This is a genomic window from Flavihumibacter cheonanensis (assembly GCF_022352215.1).
Classification (GTDB): Bacteria; Bacteroidota; Bacteroidia; order Chitinophagales; family Chitinophagaceae; genus Flavihumibacter; species Flavihumibacter cheonanensis.
On record NZ_JAKRWF010000004.1, the window covers coordinates 486,453 to 506,490 of the forward strand.

A 20,038-nucleotide genomic window follows, 5' to 3' on the forward strand; every position below is an offset into this window, starting at 1 on the left:
ATACTCATCTTGACCCTATGTTCTTTTGCAGGATTTACTCAAAAGAATACACTTGGCCTTGAGTTTGTTGAAAACAAAGGGCAATGGGATCCTTCTGTAACTTTTAAAGGGGATCTCGGCAACGGTGCTTTTTTCCTTCAGCATAAAGGATTCACGGTACTGCAGCACAATCCCGATGATCTAAAAAAACTGGCCTCTCTCGGGCATGGGCATATGCATGATGAACCATCCGGTGGAGGAAAAGGAAATAAGAATAAAGCAACGGCTTCCAAAGCAAGTATTGCCATACCAACAGAAGGCGGAGCAACGGATGAAACATTTGTATTGCGTTCACATGCTTACAGAATGGAATTGGTGGGTATGACTGCCAACCCGCAACTTATTCCCGAAAAACCATTGCCGGGAGTGGTATCTTATTTTTTAGGAAATGATCCTTCTAAATTCGGATCGAGTTGTCGTGTATACAGCACCGTTACTTACAAGAATGTATACCCGAATATTGATATTCGCTACTATTCCGATGAAGGTTTCCTCAAATATGAATTCATAGTGCAGCCTGGTGGTAATCCTTCCCAGATTGTAATGAAATACGATGGGGTAGATAAACTATCCCTGAGTAAAGGAGAACTGGTTATAAAAACAAGTGTAGGAGAAGTCCGGGAATTGCCCCCTTATACTTTTCAGGTTGGTCTAAAAGGCAGAACTGAAATTCCTTCGCGATACGCAGTGCGTGGCAACCAGGTTTTCTTTCAGCTGGAAGCCTACGATAAAACTGTTCCACTGATCATTGATCCTACGCTGATCTTTGCAACCTTCACCGGCAGCCGTTCAGATAACTGGGGTTATACAGCTACTTATGGTCCGGATGGTAGTTTATACAGCGGAGGAATTGTTTTTGGCGATGGGTTTCCTACTTCACCGGGAGCATTTCAGTCAACCTTCCAGGCAACCCGGGGCCAAAGTAAATTCAATATGGGGATCATGAAATTTGATCCTTCGGGAACCCAGCGTTTGTATGCTACTTATATCGGAGGTGATAATGCAGATCAGCCACATAGCTTAATCGTTGACCCACAGGGTGATCTCGTAATTGCTGGAAGAACCAATTCCTCCAATTTTCCCGCACTCCGCAGTTTTGGTCCGCAAGGCGGATATGATATTGTATTGGCAAAACTGAATCCAAGTGGTACCGGTCTTATTGGATCCATCCGGATCGGTGGTAGTGAAAACGATGGAGAGAATTCCGGCGACAGTCATACTGGTACTACAAGACAACTCATTAATTTCTATGGAGACGATGCCAGAAGTGAAGTGAATATTGACCGGGCTGGTAATATCTACCTCGCTTCCTGTACCCGTTCTAATAATTTTTTCACAACTGCCAATGCTCCTTATCGAACCTTTGGTGGCGGACAGGATGCTGTACTGATTAAAACAGATCCAACATTATCGAATATATTGGTATCCACTTACCTTGGAGGTTCAGCCTTTGATGCTGGTTTTGTATTGGGTATACATCCCTTCAATGGCGATATCTGGATTTGTGGTGCAACCCTAAGTAATAATTTCCCGGGTGACAAGTCGGGTACTTTAGGGCAAACATTTGGAGGAGACCAACCGGATGGTTTTATTGCCATATTCTCCAGCGATGGATCAGTACATAAAAAATCAACTTATATCGGTACACCACAACGGGATGCAGTACTGGGTTTTGAATTTGACCGGCAAGGTGATCCTTATGTAATGGGCATTACTTTTGGTGACTGGCCACGCATCAATGCTGTGTATGGTACAGATGGTGCCAAACAATTTATTGGTAAACTCCGCCCGGATCTTTCAGGCTGGGTATATACCACTACTTATGGTACCAATTCCAGCTTACCTAATATTTCACCTGTTGCTTTCCTGGTAGATCGTTGCGAGAATGTGTATGTATCGGGCTGGGGTGGCACCAACCTTGCCAATTTTAATATGGCAGGCACCAGCGGTATGCCGGTTACAGATGATGCAATTAAGCGTACCACGGATAACAATGATTTTTATTTCATCGTGATCAAACGCGATGCAACTGAGTTGCTCTATGGTAGCTTCTTTGGCCAGAATGGAAATTTCTCCGAACATGTGGATGGAGGTACCAGCAGATTCGACCAGGAAGGAGTAATCTACCAGGCCATGTGTGCAAACTGTTACAGTTCATCCCTGACTCCAACAAGGCCAGTATTTCCGGTGACTCCTGGTGCATGGTGTTGCTCCAATCGTTTTTCCGGTTCCCACAATACAGGGAATGGTGCGGAATGTAATCTTGCTGCCCTTAAAATCGCCTTTAATTTTGCAGGTGTTGGCGCTGGCGTTACTGCTGCTATCGGTGGCGTATTTGATACATCCGGTTGTGTTCCTCTTACAGTAACATTAAGAGATACGATCCGGAATGCGCAAAGTTATGAATGGAATTTCGGAGACGGTTCACCGGATCAGATTACAACTAATTTTGAAGTTCAGCATACTTATACGCGGGTCGGTAATTTCCGCGTACGATTAATTGCTGTGGATTCAAACAGTTGTAATATCAGGGATACTGCCTATATCAATATGCGGGTTCGGGCAGATGAAGCATTACTGGATTTCAATGCAGTCAAATTGGATCCCTGTGAATCCCTCTCATTCCGATTTGATAACTTATCTACTCCTCCGGCCGGTAAACCTTTTACCGATACCAGTTTCATATGGGATTTTGGAGATGGCACCAGGATTATATCCGGACCGCAATCGGTTACCCACAGTTACCAGTCTGCGGGTACTTACAGAATCCGGCTAATAATCAGAGATACGATCTATTGTAATTCGGGTGATTCTGTATTGAAAGAATTCAACCTGGCTCCCCTTGTAGAAGCCCGCTTTGAACTTCCAAACGGATGTGCTCCTTACACGGCGGAAATTGAAAATACTAGTATAGCCGGACAAACCTATTTATGGGATTTCGGGGATGGCACCACTTCCACAGAAAAAACTCCTGTCAAGATATTCCAGAATCCGGGAACCTATCGGGTAACCCTCACCGTTACTGATCCCAATACCTGTAATATTACAGATCAAACATTCAGGGATGTATTGGTTCAAAGTGCCCCAACTGCTGCCTTTACGCATAGTCCCGTTACGCCCATTGAAAATACGCCCACCATTTTCCGGAATAACTCTTCTGCAGATGCTATTGCATTTGCCTGGGATTTTGGAGATGGAGAAAGTCTGAATACCTCCAGCAGGTTGCCAATTGAACATCAATACAATCGTACCGGTCAGTACGATGCCTGCCTGGTTGCTGTTAATCAGTCTGGTTGTGCGGATACGCTCTGCCTTCCGGTGGAAGCACTGATCGTTCCCAAGGTGGATGTGCCGAATGCCTTCACACCACTCGGATCAGCTCCCAACAATGTGATCTTTGTCCGTGGATTTGGAATTGGCAGAATGCGATTCATGATCTTCAATCGCTTTGGTCAGAAAGTATTTGAATCCAATAGCACCAAACTTGGATGGGATGGTCGGTTTAACGGTGTCGTACAACCGATGGATGCCTATGCCTATATCCTGGAAGTTGAATTTACAGATGGCACCAGAACCACCAAAAAAGGTGATATAACCCTGATCCGTTAACACAAAAAGAAGTAGCATGATGAAACGTGGAATGTACTTGTGGCGCTTCGGATTCTGCATCCTGCTGGCGCTTTTTACAATGAACCTGAGTTTTGCACAGGATCTCCGGTTTTCGCAGTGGTTTAATTCTCCGCTGACTACCAACCCTGCCAACACCGGATTTATTCCGGATGCGGATTTTCGGATTGGTGCCAATTACCGGAGTCAGTTTATCAATGTGATGGATGTGCCATATAAAACCATCAGTATTTTTGGTGATGCGCAGATCATGCGCGATCGAATTGAAAATGGCTGGCTGGGTGTGGGTGGAGTTATCCTGAGAGATGTTGCCGGAAGTGGAAACCTTACTTCTACCAAGGTATATGGATCTCTTGCCTATCACCAGATGCTTGGGTTATCCAGTTTGCTTTCTGCCGGTTTTAACCTGGGATGGGCGAATAAACGCATTGATCCAACCCGCTTGAAATTTCCGGATCAGTTCAACCAGGCTACCGGTTTCTTTGATGCAGGTGTGCCAACCAATGTGGCTTTTAATTCTACCAGTATCGGTTATATGGATATGCAGGTGGGACTGAACTATGCCTATTTCCCGACAGAAGATCTTTATGTGAATGGTGGTTTTTCTGTTCATCATATCAATCGTCCCAGGGAAACATTCTTTACTGAAACGGGTTTTGACAATCGCCTTGCTCCCCGTTATATCGGTTTTGTGAATGCTAGTGTGAAAGTGAATCAGCAGGTAATCGTTAATCCCATGGCTTATTATACCAACCAGGCAAGCGCCTCTGAACTGGTTGGTGGTTTAAGTGCCAACTACAATCTGAGCGGGGATGGTGAAACCCAGGTAATCGGCGGAATGTACTACAGGGTAGGAGAGTCGCTGATTCCTTTAATCGGATTTCAATGGAAAAATTTCAGGATGAGTTTCACCTATGATGTTACCACTTCCTCTCTTGCACAATACAACGGTGCCCGCGGCGCTATTGAATTTTCTCTGTTGAAACATGGATTTTACAGTGAAGGCCAGGGTAATCTCCGGCAATCCCTCTGTCCGACTTTTTAGAGTAAATTTGAACCATGAAGAAAAGAATCGTACTTGCGCTAACCTGCCTATGCCTTGTTACAGGAAGCCTGTTTGCACAGGATGATACTGCAGAAGAAACACCCAAAGGATTTGAGAGAAGCCGCCTCTTTGTAGGAGGGAACTTTGGTTTGAGTTTTGGCAACTTTACCTTTATCAATATTTCTCCGCAACTGGGGTATCGGTTCAATGATATGTTTGCTGCGGGTATTGGAATCAATGGACAGTTTTCTCAAAGGAAATATCGTTTTAATGGAACCTTGGTAGAAAAAGACCGCTACGGTGTTGCTGGTATGAATCTATTCGGAAGATTTTACCCTATTAAACAAGGGTTTATTCAATTACAGCCGGAAATGAATTATATCTGGGGCAGTAATATTGAATATACCTCTCAACAGCAGGTGAAAAGATCCATTAATGGAAAGATCCTACCTTCCTTATTAGCTGGTGCTGGTGCCTACCTTCCAGCAGGCAGAGCTGGTGGTCTGATCATCATGGCCCAATATGATCTGCTAAACAAACAGGGAGCCTGGCCTAATCCGGGAACTCCATACGGCAATAATATTTTCATGACCGTAGGCTTCAACGCAGGATTCTGATCCTATTGAATCTTATTGAACAACTCTACCGGGTTATCACACACGATAATCCGGTCTTCAACAGGTTCATATAAAAACTGCTCCGTAGCAGCCTGCCGCATAAACAGGATGAGATGCTGATAATACCCTCCTGAATTCAAGAGGTATATTTTCTTATCATGAATCTTGAGCTGATTCCAGGTGAGCATTTCAAAAAACTCATCCATGGTGCCAAATCCTCCCGGTAAAATAATGGCGGCATCACTCATCTCATACATCATTCGCTTGCGGGTATGCATGTCGGGTACCACTGCCAGTTCTGTTATTCCGGTATGTTGTTGTTCCCATTCAGTCAATACCTTTGGAATCACTCCCATCACTTCTCCGCCATGTTCCAGCACAGAATCTGCAATAATGCCCATCAATCCTTTTTTCCCTCCGCCATACACGAGTTTGATCTGCAGCATGGCCAGCAATTTGCCCAGTTCTGCTGTGTGTTTCGCGAATATGGGGTTATTGCCGGTCTGCGATCCGCAAAAAACAGCAATTGCTTTTATATTCATAGATAATTGTGTCAAAGTAAGCGTATTCCTATTTACATTGTGTCAATTTTTATAAAATCTTTGTCGCATGTCCTCTACCTTGCTCTTCACTTTTGTGATCGCATATTTTGCTGTTTTACTGGTTGTTGCCTATATCACTTCCCGGAATTCCAATAACGAAAGTTTCTTTATCGGAAACAAAAATTCGAATTGGATGCTGGTAGCTTTTGGTATGATCGGTACCTCATTGAGTGGAGTGACCTTCGTATCCGTTCCCGGCACTGTTGCCACCTCCGCCTTCAGTTATATGCAGGTGGTTATCGGGTACCTGTTGGGTTATATTGTGATCGCCTATGTGTTGTTGCCGATCTATTATAAAATGAACCTGACTTCCATTTACAATTACCTGCAACAACGATTTGGCTTCACCGCCTATAAAACCGGCGCCCTGTTCTTTATCATTTCACGTACCATCGGCGCAACTGCCAGGCTTTACCTCGTGATAAATGTTCTGCAATTATTCATACTCGATGATTTGGGGATTCCTTTTGTAGTTACCTCCCTGATCATCCTGCTCATGATCCTGCTTTATACCTTTGAAGGGGGCGTAAAAACAATTGTTTATACCGATACGCTTCAAACCAGTTTCATGTTACTCGGATTGGTTGTTTGTGTTGTGTATATCATGAACAACCTGGGACTCAATTTCAGTGAAACCATGTCTGCGCTCTCCGTCAAAGGGTATACCAATATTTTCAATTTTGATGTAAACAGCAAGGGGTTCTTCCTTAAGCAGATACTGGGAGGTGCTTTTATTACCATCGCCATGACAGGCCTCGACCAGGAAATGATGCAGAAGAATATTTCAGTTAAAACGCTGAAAGATTCTCAGAAAAACATCATGACTTTCAGTGTGATCATCGTTTTCGTGAATTTTCTTTTCCTGCTGCTGGGCGGGTTACTCTATATTTTTGCTGCACAAAAAGGACTGAATGTAGCAGGCGATGATCTCTTCCCAACTGTGGCACTGAGTTATCTTCCACCGATTACAGCTGTGATTTTTATCATTGCCCTCATCTCCGCCCTTTTCCCCAGTGCAGATGGTGCACTTACAGCCCTCACTTCTTCTTTCTGTATCGATATGCTCGGAATTAAGAGAAATCCATCCCTGTCGGAAAAAGATCAAAAGCGCATACGAATGACCGTTCACCTGAGTTTTACGGTCATTTTCATGGTCTGTATCCTGATCTTCAAACTGATTGACAACAAATCAATTATAGGGGTGATACTGGATCTGGCAGGGTATACCTATGGGCCACTACTCGGACTTTTCTCCTTCGGTATCCTGACCAACAGGAAATTTGCTGACAGTATTACGGTTACTATTATCTGTCTGCTTTCACCGGTTCTCAGTTACCTGATCAGTGAAAATGCAGATCGTCTGTTTGGCGGATACCAGATCGGTATTGAACTGCTGCTTATCAACGGTTTAATCACTTTCCTGGGCTTGTTAATGATCTCCAAAAAACCTGCCCTGGCATAAACTAAAGCAGGAAAATCTACGTTTTAAGTAAGTAAACCTACGATGCCATCCATCGAATCATATGGGTGGCATTGTTGTCTCCTAACCTTAAAATGGAAGACTATGAACGATACGATCCGTATGACGAAGCAAAGGCGCTGGAGTGAATCAAAAGCGCAGTCGAGCTGGCAGATCTTTAAAATCATGGCAGAGTTTGTGGATGGATTTGAAGCCCTGGCTAAACTAGGACCCTGTATCTCCATTTTTGGATCCGCACGCACAGAACCAGGTCACCCTGCATATGAACTGACGGTAGATGTTGCCAAGCGATTGGCAGATGAAGGTTTCGGTATTATTTCAGGTGGAGGTCCGGGTATTATGGAAGCTGCCAATAAAGGTGCCCAGCTGGGTGGTGGAAAATCCGTGGGATTGAATATCGAGCTTCCTTTCGAACAGCATGCCAACCCCTACATCGACAGAGACGCCAACCTGCATTTCGAATATTTCTTTGTGCGCAAAACCATGTTTACTAAATATTCCCAGGGTTTCGTTATGATGCCCGGTGGATTTGGTACCATGGATGAATTCTTCGAAGTGGGTACCCTGATCCAAACAGGTAAAATGTTGCAGGTGCCGCTGATCCTGGTGGATAGCTCTTATTGGGGCGGACTTATGAACTGGCTCGAATCAACCATGCTGAAGGAAGGTTATATCTCTCCGGAAGACCTCGACCTGCTGAAAATGGTGGATACGGCTGATGAAGTAGCTGAACAGGTCTTACATTTCTACAGTAAACATCCGCTTCAACCGAATTTCTAAGAATTTGGGCCTATTTTTGCACAAATTGTCCACTTGGAGGAATTAATTGATCAGCCGATAAATGAGTATGCAGAGCGGTTCAGTTCTGCAGAATCCCCGTTACTGGAGGAGATCAACAGGTATACACAGGCAAATCATCCGCATGCGCATATGCTGAGCGGGCGGCTGCAGGGGCGATTTCTTTCCATGCTCAGCAAACTCCTGCAACCTCAATACATCCTGGAGATTGGAACTTTCACCGGATACAGTGCGCTTTGCCTGGCTGAAGGACTGGCTCCAATGGGTAGCCTGCATACCATTGAAATAAGAGAGGAAGATGCAGCAACTGCAAAAGGGTATTTTGATCGTTCTGCATATTCCAACCAAATTCATCTGATGGTTGGTCCGGCTGCCACCATCATTCCTCAATTGCCTTTTACCTGGGACCTTGTTTTTATCGATGCAGATAAAACCGGGTACATTGAATATTATGAACTGGTGGTACCAAGGCTCAGAAAAGGTGGACTGATTATCGCAGATAATGTGTTGTTCCATGGTCAGGTGCTTGAAACTGTGATCAGTGGAAAAAACGCGAAAGCCATACATGCATTTAATGAACATGTAAAGTCTGATCCAAGGGTGGAAACCAGCCTGGTTACCCTTCGCGACGGACTTTTATTAATCCGGAAAAACTAAGATCATGAAGCGTCCAATCCTATTGATTCTGTTTATCGCTTTTCTCAGCCGGACCAATGCCCAACAAAATCAGACGGTACTGGCTTATATTCAGGAATACCGGCAACTGGCAGTTGATGAAATGCTACGCACCGGCGTTCCGGCTGCCATCAAACTTGCCCAGGGAATTCATGAAACCATGGCCGGCCAGAGTGACCTGGTGATGCGTTCAAACAATCATTTCGGAATCAAGTGTAAATCTACCTGGACAGGTGATAAAGTTTATCATGATGATGATGCCGCCGGTGAATGTTTCAGAAGTTATTCTTCGGCTTCTGATTCATATCGTGATCACTCTGATTTTTTAAAGTCCAACCAACGCTATGGTTTTCTTTTCAAACTGGATCCAACCGATTACGAAGCCTGGGCATACGGACTCAAAAAAGCAGGTTATGCAACCAATATCAAGTATTCCCAGATTCTGATCAAACTGATTGAGACCTATAACCTGCAGGATTATACGCTGATTGCACTCGGTAAAAAAGCTCCATCTGATCAGCTGCTGGTTGGTATTCGTCCGCCAAAGGAAGATATTATAGAAATCCCCGTACCACCCGTTGTTACAAATTATCCTTCCGGAGTTTTTGAGATCAATCATACCAAAGTGTTATTTGCGAAGGCTGGAACCAGTTTGCTGGCCCTGGCAGATGAACATCGGGTATCTCTGGCACGCTTACTCGATTATAATGATATCACCCCGGGAGAAGGAGACCTCCTGGTAACCGATCAACTTATTTTTCTGCAACGTAAAAAGAAAACCGGCGCCGGACTTTTTCATATAGTTGGATCAAATGAAAGCTTGTATGATATCGCGCAGGCTGAAGGTATACGCTATGGTTCCCTCCTGGAATTAAACCACCTGCACCCTGATATGGAACCGGCACCCGGAGAACGTTTGTACCTCAAAGAAAAATCGCCCAAACAGCCACTGCTGGCGGGTGATAAACGTCCGCAACAACGATCCGAGCTGGCTTATACCAGTTCCAGGCCAACTGATCTGGTACAGCAGGCTTCCTTTAAACAAAAACCGGTACAGCACATCGTGCGGGAAAAGGAAACCCTCTATGGGATCAGTAAAAAATACGGGGTTAGTATTGAGCAGGTGAAAGAATGGAACCGGCTGAATTCTAATGGACTGAAAGCCGGCCAACAATTACTTATTTACACCAACTGATATGTCTGTTTTACAGGTTAAGGATAAACAGTTTGAGCCCTATCTGACGGCTGAAGAAATTAATGGGCAGGTACAGCGACTGGCAGCAGAAATCAACCGGGAGTATGAAGGAAAGAAACCCCTCTTCATTGCCATCCTGAATGGCTCCTTCATGTTTGCTTCAGATCTCTTTAAAGCCATCCGCATAGACGCAGAAATCTGTTTCATAAAACTGGCTTCTTATAAAGGAACCAAGTCTACTGGCCAGGTGATTACTGCTATTGGACTGGATACAGATATCCATGACCGGCACGTTATCATAGTGGAGGATATTGTAGACACCGGCAAAACCTTGCACGAGTTTTTGCCCCAGTTACACCACCAGCAACCAGCCTCGCTGGAACTGGCTGTTTTGTTGCACAAACCGGAAGCCACCCGATTCCCGGTTCCGATCCGATACCTGGGATTCAGTATCCCGGATAAGTTTGTGCTGGGTTATGGATTAGATTATGATGGGCTTGGACGCAATATTCCGGAGATTTACCAGTTAAAGGAGAACCAGTAAAGCTTATCCGGCTTTTTTGGTACCCCTAAAACCTAATATGACCTAATTTCGAGTAGAAATTCCCGCCGTCCTGAAAACTGTAGTTGCCATATTATTCCTTGTACTGGCAGGATCGTACGCAGATGCACAGTATTATTTTCGAGGTGAGATCAGGGATGAAACCCAGAAATCGCTTTCGAATGTAAAAATGACCATGCATTCTACGGGCTACCTCTTTTATTCCGGTGCTTCAGGAGGTTTTGGTATCACTTCTGCCAAAGCGGAGGACTCGGTTACCCTGAGCCTCGACGGCTATAAAGTTTCCACCTTTCTTCTTAAAAGCAATAAGGAAAATAACCTCGTTTTACCACTCCTGGTAAAGAAGGCATCCCAGCCTGAAAAAAGACTGATGTCGCTGGCCCGGGATATCAAACCTGCCGAGCTGGCAAAATTCTCCGTAGGTGGTGAAACCTATAGCAGCCTGCGGGAGAACGATTACATGGAAGCAGCTAAATTTCCCACTATTGATTTCGCAGTAAATACGGATAAAGCTTCCTATAGTAATATTCGTCGATTTATTAATATGGGTAGCACAGTACCGCCGGATGCTGTGCGTATTGAAGAAATGCTGAATTATTTTGCCCTGGAATATGAACAGCCTGAAGCTGGCCAGGATTTTTCTGTTCGGACCAGTTTATCTGAGTGCCCCTGGCGGCCTGCGAATCAGCTCTTCTATGTGAAGCTAAGTGCCCGCAAACTGGATATGACCCAAGTTCCGCCCAGCAACCTGGTATTTCTGATTGACGTATCAGGATCTATGGATATGCCCAACAGGCTGCCCCTTCTCAAAACAGCCTTTAAGCTGATGGTGAATAACCTTCGCCCGATTGATACCATCTCAATTGTTGTATATGGAGGCACAGTGGGCGTTTGGCTGCAGCCTACTTCAGGTGTTGAAAAAGAAAAGATCAATAAGTCCATTGAAGAATTATCACCTGGTGGTAGCACGGCCGGGGAATCAGGTATCCTGGCGGCTTACCGGCTGGCTGAAAGTACCTTCATTCCTAATGGAAACAATAGAGTAGTACTGGCGACGGATGGTGATTTCAATGTTGGACAAACATCTGAAGAAGCGCTGGAAAGGATGATTGTGCAACAACGACAAAAGGGAATTTATCTCACCTGCCTTGGAGTAGGCATGGGCAATTACAAAGATTCCAAACTGGAAGTTTTGGCCAAAAAAGGCAATGGAAACTTTGCCTATCTGGATAATGAAAAGGAAGCGGAGAAGGTCCTGGTAAAGGAACTTACCCAAACCATGTATTCTGTGGCGGATGATGCCTTATTACATGTGAGTTTTCATCCTGCCAATGTGAAGAACTACCGCCTGATCGGGTTCGATAATAAATTCAGTGCCTTATCAGCAGAAGGCGATGGTTTGCTCGAAGGGGGAGAGGTCGGTTCTGGGCATACCCTGATGGCAATTTTTGAATTAACCCCTGCAGAAAAATTTGATTCCAGTGCGGCCCTTGCAAAAATAGAATTGAGTTATAAACATCCGAATGACAGTATCAGGCAGAAGCTGATCCGCGAAGTGAAAGATAGCCGGATTCAGTCTTTTCAAACCCTTCCATACACCTATCGGATGGCGGCAGGTATTACACTGTTTGGATCTGTGCTAAAAGAATCGAGGTTTGTAAAGCCGGCTAATTTGCAGGATGTACTTACAATTATTAATCCCATCTCTAACGAGAACGATCTGGTACAACAGGAACTGATTGCCCTGGTGGAGAAAGCTAAAAAAATCTACTATAAAGGAAAGGCTTCCAAGCTTAAGCCCAATTTGTTTTGGTGAGTTGTTGGATGAACAAAGTACATATCAATTTCTCCAATGTTTTTTGCAGTAATTTTTCCTCTATAGGTACATGGATACTCGTTTTTGATAAGCTCATAAATATTTTCAGATACATTAACCTGGCCGGGTTCACCATTGCTTTCCATTCTGCTGGCAATATTTACCGTACTACCCCATATATCATAGGCGTATTTTGTTTTACCCACAACACCTGCCACAACCGGACCCACATGGATGCCTACCCGAAGCTCCCAGGGTGCCAGATTCTTCTTAGCTCTTTGCTGGTTCCATCTTTCCATATATTGAATGATTTCAAAGGCGGCAGCAACAATTTTTTTGACATGATCAGGATCCGGACTCGGAATTCCTCCCGCGCACATATAAGAATCGCCAATGGTTTTTATTTTCTCCAGCTGGTATTTTGTAATGATATCATCAAATGCCATAAAACATTCGTTGAGTTCGGCAAGTAACTCCTGCGGCGAAAGTACATCCGCCATTTTGGTAAAGCTTTTGAAATCGGTAAACAGAACAGAAACCTGCTCAAAATATTTGGGGGTTGCCACACCCTCTGTTTTTAATTCATTCGCTACTTCAGCAGGAAGGATATTGAGAAGTAATTTTTCAATTTCTTCATTTTTTTTGTCGAGGATAGCATTCGTCCGGGCTTTCATTCTATAGTTGCGGTAAAGCATTACAGCGAAAGCCACAATTACTAATAAACCAACTAAGGAAGCATTTTTAGCCAGCTTTTGCCGGTTAATCTCAAGTTCTTTTAATTGCTGGTCTCTGGTTAACAGATCGATTTCGTTTTCCTTTTTTTCAATTTCAAAATTGAAGATCAGTCTGGAGAGTCGCTGGTCTGCAGATGTATTGTAAATAGAGTCTTTGACACTGGAATACAGATTTTGGTATTTTAGTGCGTTAGTGAAATCTTTTTTCCGTTCATAGGTTTTTGAAAGACCTCCATAAATATTTTCCAGTTGATTAAATGAATTGGTTTCCCTTGCAAAAATTTCTGCCTGTAGGTAAGATGATATGGCCGTTTGAAAAAAGCCTTGTTCCCGATACCCATCCGCCAGTCCGATTAAGGATTCCGCCATCTCCAGTTTTGCATCGAGCTTTAATGTCATGTTATAAGCCTGCAGATGGTAGTCAATAGCTTTGTCCAGCTGGTTTTTTTTGAAATAGAGGTTCCCCATTTTATTCAGCGTATAAGACATGCTGATGCTGTCTGTAAAAGCTTTTAGTGCTTTATTAAAATACACCATCGCTGTTTTCTCATCATTTCTGGTTGAATATATTTCTCCCAGATTGGTAGCTGTAGTTCCATAGGCATCCATATCGCCTAATTCTTCCAGCATCGGAAGTGCTTTTAGAAAATAATCCAGCGCTTTATCATGTGTTTCCGGATTATCATGATAAACAGTACCCAGATTATTCAGGGCAATGGCCTCCCGTAACTTCAGTTTATTTTCTTCTGCAACTTTCAATGAGCGTAAATAATAATCCAGTGCCTTTATTTTATCGCCCTGATTATAATAAATCACACCGATATTACTCAACACAGTGGACACACCTGTTTTATCTCCAATACTGTCGTAGGTCAGGTGAGCTTCTTCCCAATACTGAATGGCTTCCACATAGTTTCCCTGTACATATCTAATATTGCCAAGGGTTTTAACTGCTATTGCAGCTCCAGCTTTGTAGCCTGATTGTCGCGCAACTTGGGCAGCCTCACTGGCATATAGGAAAGAGGAGTCGGCTGAGTTGCTCATGAATTCCCTACTGATATTGAGTAAAGATTCAACTCTAGCTGAATCGGTCTTTTGAAGCGAAAGGGATTTTTTTATGCTGTCAATAGTAGGCTGCTGCCCTTCTGTATGCATATTCAAAAACAGAAGTGGCAGCAGCAGAAAACTATAGTGTACTCTCATGCAATTGGATTTCTTTCAATGATTTTATAGTTTGGTAAAACGGAAGATTTTTCTGGTATTTTTCAGCTGTACACTTAAGATGTACTGACCTGCCGGTAATTGTTGAATATTTAGTTGCCATTTATTTCCATACTGCCGCTGTGGTGCCAGAAGCACTTGTTGCTGACCTGACAAATGGAATATCCGGAACTGACCTTCACCAATCGTTTCTGTGGTATTCAATTCAACCGTCAAAAACTGACTAGATGGATTAGGATATACCCTGTCTGTAAGAAGGATTGATTCATCTATTTGTGAAAACCCAGATTCCGTATTAATGCCTGATCTTCCTTTACCAGCACATTTTGATGAAGTTGAACTGGCTTCACTGGTCGCTGAAGCTTTTTGATTCACTTCAAAACTATAAACGATCCAGGTGAGCTTGTTGCCATCGAACAGTATTTCAAAGCTTCCACCTCCAGGCAGGAAAAGCTCAGGCTGCTGTCCGGAATAAGCTCCTCTTGCGATGATTGCATTGTCTGCTCCAATCGGAATGTAAATGGCAGCAGCATTTGCATTTTCATAAGCGAAGTTTGCTTTGTAGCTAAAGCCGTTAATAGGTGTTCTTAACTGTTCAACACACTTTAATATGGGTTTTATCTTTTTGGTGGAATTGCTGAACGGATTTACATAAAGAGAATCTTTCTCATAGATGACTACAAAACTGGAAGGGGCAGACAATACCATGGGCGACTGAATTTCAATCTTATATATACCCGGAGCTCCACCGGATGTATAAGTAGTTCCGAATACAGGTTCCTTTACCACCAGGTTTTGCAAATTTTGCAGATCCGTAGCACTGAGTCCGCGGAACTGATACGTATAGATTGGTACTGCTGCTCCTTCATTCAAAATAATGCTATCTGGGTCCACGCGTACAGTCAGGGCTGTAACTGTCAGTTTACCAGGTGCGTATTGGAGTTCGTAATTGCTTGGTTCTGTTAAAGCAATGCCAGATGGAATCACTGAGTAGGTACCGCCTGGTATTAGTCCAGTTACCGGTTGCTGATTTTGATCCAATATGGCAAAACCAAGTTCTCCCGATAGCACTTCAGACAATTGATCGTCGAATTGCAACCATTGTACCGTAGTATCGAAATTATTGTCAACAGTACCATAAGAATAGGTTTTGTCAGATACTCCAATTGTTAACTTTGATTTGTTGATGGTAAGGTTAGCCGGTACATAAACTACTTCATAATTTTCCGACAACAAGGCTGCAGGAATAATCTTATGCGTTCCTGCTGTTAATCCGGTTATTAGCGCGATGGATCTGTATTCTTCCAATACGCCTTCTGCCTCTTCAATATCATTTTCATCAATTATCACGGCGATATTGTTTTTGTTTCCCTCTCCGGAACCTTCATTGGAAACAATCGCAGAAGCGTTGGTTAAAGTGCTTACAATTCCTCTTAGACTAACGATTCCTCGCAGACTTACAATACCCCTTAAGCTTACAATACCACGCAGATTCGCTATACCCTCTGCCGCTTCCATAGTAATGATCGGATCTCCTCCAAGATATTGGGTTAGTGAGCCAGGAGCAATATCCAATACGTTGGTTGTTTCGTATTGAGGCACCCCGCTAACAATTCCCCGTAAACTTACAATGCCGCGCAGACTAACAATACCTCGTAAACTAACCAGGAAGCCCAAATCTTCCAGTCCGGCTAATTCATTTGTGGTCAACTGACTACCATCCAACAACGCACTGGCATCATTTACCAAATATTGCTCGTGGGTCGTTTTCAACGCATTTATTACCGCCTGTTGCAGATCGGCAGGAATTACATGTGTTCCTTCAACCAGCGAATAGGTATAACCGAAATCTGCAATTTTCTGTCCATATTCAAGGGTCTTATCCTGGACTTCAATCTTAACTGGCAGCTTGGTCACACGTAAGGTTCCATCCGGAGTGCCTGGTGCGATAAAGGTTCCATCTTCACTTGTTGGAGGATATGTATACAGTTCTGTCAAAGCCAGATCTCCAGGGTCTGCCAGGTTGAGTACTTCCATTTTCGCCCTTATAAAATAAGGTGAATTGATAGGTGAAAACTGGGTCGCATTTGTAGTGAATTGCAGATTGTCTAATCCGATAGATGCGGCAGTTATACCTAATTGTTCAATTGGTGTTCCATCAATTGAAATAATGGCACGGAATTTATCAATGGGTACCGGCTCACCGAATTTTTTGGTTGTATCTACTATTTCTATTGTGATCGTTTTCTTTTCAATTGATAACAATGGAACAGCTTCAGAACTTCCGCCATCCGTACCAGTTGCTGAAATTGGTGGTGTATATACCTGAACAGTCGGATTTCCCAGGATGGCGCCTGGTTTAACTACAATAGTAGAGCTGTTCACGATGCTATATTGATTAGCATCAATTGCCTCCGAGCGGATGAGCACCTGGCTAGTTGGTCTGAAATACGAACCGGTAATGGTGAATTCAAAATCAGGATCTGATGGAACTGGTGCGCCTGCTTCCTGGCTGAATTCAATCTTTTCCAGGATTGGAACAGGGGCCGCAAAACTGCCTATGGCTACAAGGGGCTGTACTAATCCTGCACCCGATTTTGCATCTGCTCCGGCAGTCTCAATATCCAATGCAGATGAACGCATTAATTGTTTTAATGCAGCAGGAGATAGGGGAGTCGGACTAACAAATTTCTTACTGGCTTCCAATATCAAAGCAGCAGCTGCAGCGGCGTGTGGTGCTGCGGCAGATGTCCCAAAAAAGTTAATAAAACCATCGCCGTCAAAATCATTTGTTCCCAGGGGAACAGTAGTATTTACACCGTTAGGAGCACTAAAGTCAGGTTTTGCCCGAATGACTCCATTTACCGGCGTACCTCCAAGAGAAGAAAAAACTTCTGTGCTGATTTGTCCGGTTATTGCACCATTCGTTGGTTTGGTATATCGAACAGCAGCCACTGTCATGGCTCCTGCTGCATTGGCCTGCCCAACAATGGTACTGCTTCCTTCCTGGTATTCTTCTATGGTTGCTTCCCCTCTGAATATGATATATTTCAAATTGACAGGCGTATTACTTGCATTTGGAGCACTGCCGGCTTTCACTATCAAAATGTTGGTAAAGGTGTTCGCTTCTGTATAAAATGGCATTACTTCAATAGGATCCCCACCAATATTATTCCTGTTGAAACCAAACAAGGTAGAGCCATTGTCATTTGTTAAGTAGATATCGAAATCATGCTGGGTTCCTGTTGCTTCCGGTCCTATGGAATATACATCATCCTGCCACTGGAGGACAATTGTATAAGTTCCCGGAACCAGCTTGATTCGTTGGAAAATATCACCTGTTCCACTGAAATCATGTGCCTCACCAATAATGCCGGCAGGAGCCGTGGTTGGTCTGAATGCCCGTTGGTAAGACTTATTCCCATAGTTCCCCGCAGCAGAAAAATAACTTACGCCTGCTGCTGTTACCTGGTCAACCGCCTGTGCTACTTTTCCATCTTTAAAGAAGGGTTCCGTAATAAAGGTGATATCATCTACCATTATATCACACTGAGCAATGGATTGTAGTTCGAGTATGCCTTGTGCAAAATCACCCGGACTGATAAACCCGGTTCTGAAAGCCAGGCTGGCTGCGGGCGCCAGATCGTGAATAATTTGCAGCATGGCTCTTCCTTCATCTGACCTTCTTCCGTAAGGAAATTCTTTTACTATTTCCACAGGTGTCTGAAAATTGGTGTTTTCAGGTCCTGGCAAATCTCCATTCTGAACATCTGTTCGCGCCGGACCTCCGTCTGGTGGATTCAGTGGCGTTGCTCCTGTTGTATTATAGCTGTCTGACAACACCCCGATTTTTACACCTGCCCCTGCCAACTGATAGGCAGCTCTTACCTGGTTGGTTGCTATAGAGGAATCACCCTGGCTGGAGGTCTGCCCAAAATCAGTAACTGGTGGATAAACCGGTCGGCAGAAGTTGATAAGTTTTTCATCCGGACTTCTTCTGTTATCCTCATTGAAGCTGTTTAGTTTCTGGAGATTGCTGATAGGTATCCGGCCAGTTATGATAAATTCATTACTGCCATTGGATATCAGGTTGTCAAGTCCATATGTAGATCCGGCTTGCGTGAGCAAATCAAGCACATACGCACGTTTGCCTGCAAATACAATGATTTCAACAAATACACCTTCATTTTGGATCAGGAACAAATCCTGGGTATTGGCACCCCCGCCAGGGTTTTTGGACAAAAAGTCCAATTCTGATCCGATCAGATCTTCCACTTTTCCGGTAACCGGAGGCTGATACAAAGGACATACATCTGAATTGTCTTCCACCAGCACATCATCTGTACTGCTGCATCCTGTTACAGGATCTGTAACTGTAAGCAAATAAACTCCGGTTGCTGAAACTGTGATACTGGAACTTGTTCCCAAAATGGTACCCCCTGCATTCTTCCATGTAAACAGGGCATTGGGAGTTTGCGTTCTTGCTGTAAGTGTAGCAGTTGGACTGCCTGCGCAGGAGAGGGTAGTGTTGGAACCTGCATCCACAACAGGTGGTTCGGAACAGGATTCCAATGCAACATGGTTTAATTCAACACTGCTGCCAATAGTGATTTTTCTGCCCGACCAAATTGCTCCTGTAATTTTTGAGGTACTGGATCCTGATCCGATCAGCACATTACCATTAGGAACATAGATAGTACCAAACCATTGCGATACAGTACTGCCAGTACTCCCGTTACTCTGAATCCAGGCAGTTTGTTTGTCTTTTGAACTGGAGCCATTTCCCTGTGCTTCTGCATAAATACGGGCGGCAGATCCACTTCCTTTTAAATCCACTGCCAGTTTTCCAAGATCAACATCTCCCTCTATCAGCAATTTGAATATGCCTGTGGTATTGGTTCCGAAATCAAAAATGAATTTGTTGAAATTTCCGCTGTTTCGAATAAGTTTAAACGTATAGGTACCCGGACCGTTAAACGTAATGGTTTTATTGCCGGTTAATTCAATTGCTCCGTATACACCCGGATTAATGCTTCTGGTATTAGTGATGGATGTACCTGCACTAGTTTGAATAACTGTCTGAATTGGTAAAACCGGTAAATTCGGTAAATCAGGTGTCTGCTGGCGCACCACCCCATTGATCGGTTGCGGTCCAGTATAGTTGGTTCCAACCGAATGTGTAATTGTCCCACTAATCGTTCCACCTCCCACAAAAATATTACCGGCGGCATCCAGGTTGCCAGTCACCTGTGAATTAGAACCAAGACTAATAGCCAGGGAATTGTTGCTTGTATTAGCAGCAGTCAAATTCCCGGTAACCGTGTTGCTGTTAGTTAATTGAATTATAGTGTTGGTGTGAATGGAGGCATTAATAGTTGCCGATCCGGTTGATCGTACTATTCCATATCCTCCAACCCTGCCAGATTTTAACTGATTGGCAGAACCGATTTCAATTCCACAGGAACTACAATTCGAATTCCCGCTAAATAAGAGGTAATCAGTTAGTTTGGTCTGAGCTTGTATCGGAAGTTGTGAGAATAAAAATAAGCTTACAGGCAATAACTGCAGCCTTCGGAACAGACGGGTGTCCTTCTTTCTCATGGTCAAACGTTTGGGAACCAATACTG

At 43.8% G+C, this 20,038-nt stretch carries 12 protein-coding genes; 9 read left to right on the plus strand and 3 right to left on the minus strand.

Going from position 1 to position 20,038, the window contains the following annotated elements; all coding sequences use genetic code 11:
* Positions 1 to 9: 9 nt before the first annotated feature.
* From MD536_RS18555 to MD536_RS18565, 3 genes are read left to right on the plus strand one after another with little or no spacing between them, the layout of a single operon-like run.
* Positions 10 to 3,648 carry a DUF7948 domain-containing protein gene (locus tag MD536_RS18555; RefSeq protein WP_239602856.1) on the plus strand — a complete coding sequence of 1,213 codons (3,639 nt, stop codon included), beginning with the start codon at positions 10 to 12 and terminating at the stop codon, positions 3,646 to 3,648.
* A 16-nt stretch (positions 3,649 to 3,664) separates the two neighbouring features.
* Complete coding sequence (locus MD536_RS18560; protein WP_239602858.1) at positions 3,665 to 4,711, plus strand: PorP/SprF family type IX secretion system membrane protein; 1,047 nt, start codon at positions 3,665 to 3,667, stop codon at positions 4,709 to 4,711.
* A gap of 14 nt (positions 4,712 to 4,725) precedes the next feature.
* The gene (locus MD536_RS18565) at positions 4,726 to 5,328 is read left to right on the plus strand and encodes a hypothetical protein (RefSeq protein ID WP_239602860.1); all 603 of its coding nucleotides are present in this window, start codon (positions 4,726 to 4,728) and stop codon (positions 5,326 to 5,328) included.
* Positions 5,329 to 5,330: 2 nt separating this feature from the next.
* Here MD536_RS18565 and MD536_RS18570 read toward each other — a convergent pair whose 3' ends face one another.
* A complete protein-coding gene (locus MD536_RS18570) occupies positions 5,331 to 5,870 on the minus strand; it encodes an LOG family protein (protein ID WP_239602862.1) in 540 nt (179 codons plus the stop codon).
* 67 nt (positions 5,871 to 5,937) lie between these two features.
* Here MD536_RS18570 and MD536_RS18575 point away from each other — a divergent pair, with 67 nt between their 5' ends.
* The 6 genes from MD536_RS18575 (at position 5,938) to MD536_RS18600 (ending at position 12,456) form a co-directional block, all read left to right on the plus strand.
* Entirely contained in the window at positions 5,938 to 7,392 is a 1,455-nt protein-coding gene (locus MD536_RS18575) for a sodium:solute symporter (RefSeq protein WP_239602863.1), read from the plus strand.
* Positions 7,393 to 7,494: 102 nt separating this feature from the next.
* Positions 7,495 to 8,190, plus strand: a complete 696-nt coding sequence (locus MD536_RS18580; RefSeq protein ID WP_239602865.1) for an LOG family protein — start codon at positions 7,495 to 7,497, stop codon at positions 8,188 to 8,190.
* Positions 8,191 to 8,223: 33 nt separating this feature from the next.
* The gene (locus MD536_RS18585) at positions 8,224 to 8,865 is read left to right on the plus strand and encodes an O-methyltransferase (RefSeq protein ID WP_239602866.1); all 642 of its coding nucleotides are present in this window, start codon (positions 8,224 to 8,226) and stop codon (positions 8,863 to 8,865) included.
* A 4-nt stretch (positions 8,866 to 8,869) separates the two neighbouring features.
* A complete protein-coding gene (locus MD536_RS18590; protein ID WP_239602874.1) occupies positions 8,870 to 10,078 on the plus strand; it encodes a glucosaminidase domain-containing protein in 1,209 nt (402 codons plus the stop codon).
* A gap of 1 nt (position 10,079) precedes the next feature.
* On the plus strand, positions 10,080 to 10,622 hold the full coding sequence (gene hpt, locus MD536_RS18595; protein WP_239602876.1) for a hypoxanthine phosphoribosyltransferase: 543 nt from the start codon (positions 10,080 to 10,082) through the stop codon (positions 10,620 to 10,622).
* Positions 10,623 to 10,815: 193 nt separating this feature from the next.
* Entirely contained in the window at positions 10,816 to 12,456 is a 1,641-nt protein-coding gene (locus tag MD536_RS18600) for a vWA domain-containing protein (protein WP_239602877.1), read from the plus strand.
* On the opposite strand, the gene MD536_RS18605 is transcribed toward MD536_RS18600, so the two are convergent.
* Both MD536_RS18605 and MD536_RS18610 read right to left on the minus strand, forming a co-directional pair.
* Entirely contained in the window at positions 12,411 to 14,393 is a 1,983-nt protein-coding gene (locus MD536_RS18605; RefSeq protein ID WP_239602879.1) for an adenylate/guanylate cyclase domain-containing protein, read from the minus strand. The genes MD536_RS18600 and MD536_RS18605 overlap by 46 nt on opposite strands.
* A gap of 24 nt (positions 14,394 to 14,417) precedes the next feature.
* Entirely contained in the window at positions 14,418 to 20,012 is a 5,595-nt protein-coding gene (locus tag MD536_RS18610; protein ID WP_239602881.1) for a S8 family serine peptidase, read from the minus strand.
* Positions 20,013 to 20,038: the final 26 nt, after the last annotated feature.

Excerpts from the sequence above, each read along its gene's own strand:
- MD536_RS18605 (WP_239602879.1), bottom strand. The coding sequence starts at position 14,393 with ATGAGAGTACACTATAGTTTTCTGCTGCTGCCACTTCTGTTTTTGAAT.
- MD536_RS18575 (WP_239602863.1), top strand. The coding sequence starts at position 5,938 with ATGTCCTCTACCTTGCTCTTCACTTTTGTGATCGCATATTTTGCTGTT.
- MD536_RS18580 (WP_239602865.1), top strand. The coding sequence starts at position 7,495 with ATGAACGATACGATCCGTATGACGAAGCAAAGGCGCTGGAGTGAATCA.
- hpt (WP_239602876.1), top strand. The coding sequence starts at position 10,080 with ATGTCTGTTTTACAGGTTAAGGATAAACAGTTTGAGCCCTATCTGACG.
- MD536_RS18565 (WP_239602860.1), top strand. The coding sequence starts at position 4,726 with ATGAAGAAAAGAATCGTACTTGCGCTAACCTGCCTATGCCTTGTTACA.
- MD536_RS18560 (WP_239602858.1), top strand. The coding sequence starts at position 3,665 with ATGATGAAACGTGGAATGTACTTGTGGCGCTTCGGATTCTGCATCCTG.
- MD536_RS18600 (WP_239602877.1), top strand. The coding sequence starts at position 10,816 with ATGCATTCTACGGGCTACCTCTTTTATTCCGGTGCTTCAGGAGGTTTT.
- MD536_RS18590 (WP_239602874.1), top strand. The coding sequence starts at position 8,870 with ATGAAGCGTCCAATCCTATTGATTCTGTTTATCGCTTTTCTCAGCCGG.
- MD536_RS18610 (WP_239602881.1), bottom strand. The coding sequence starts at position 20,012 with ATGAGAAAGAAGGACACCCGTCTGTTCCGAAGGCTGCAGTTATTGCCT.
- MD536_RS18570 (WP_239602862.1), bottom strand. The coding sequence starts at position 5,870 with ATGAATATAAAAGCAATTGCTGTTTTTTGCGGATCGCAGACCGGCAAT.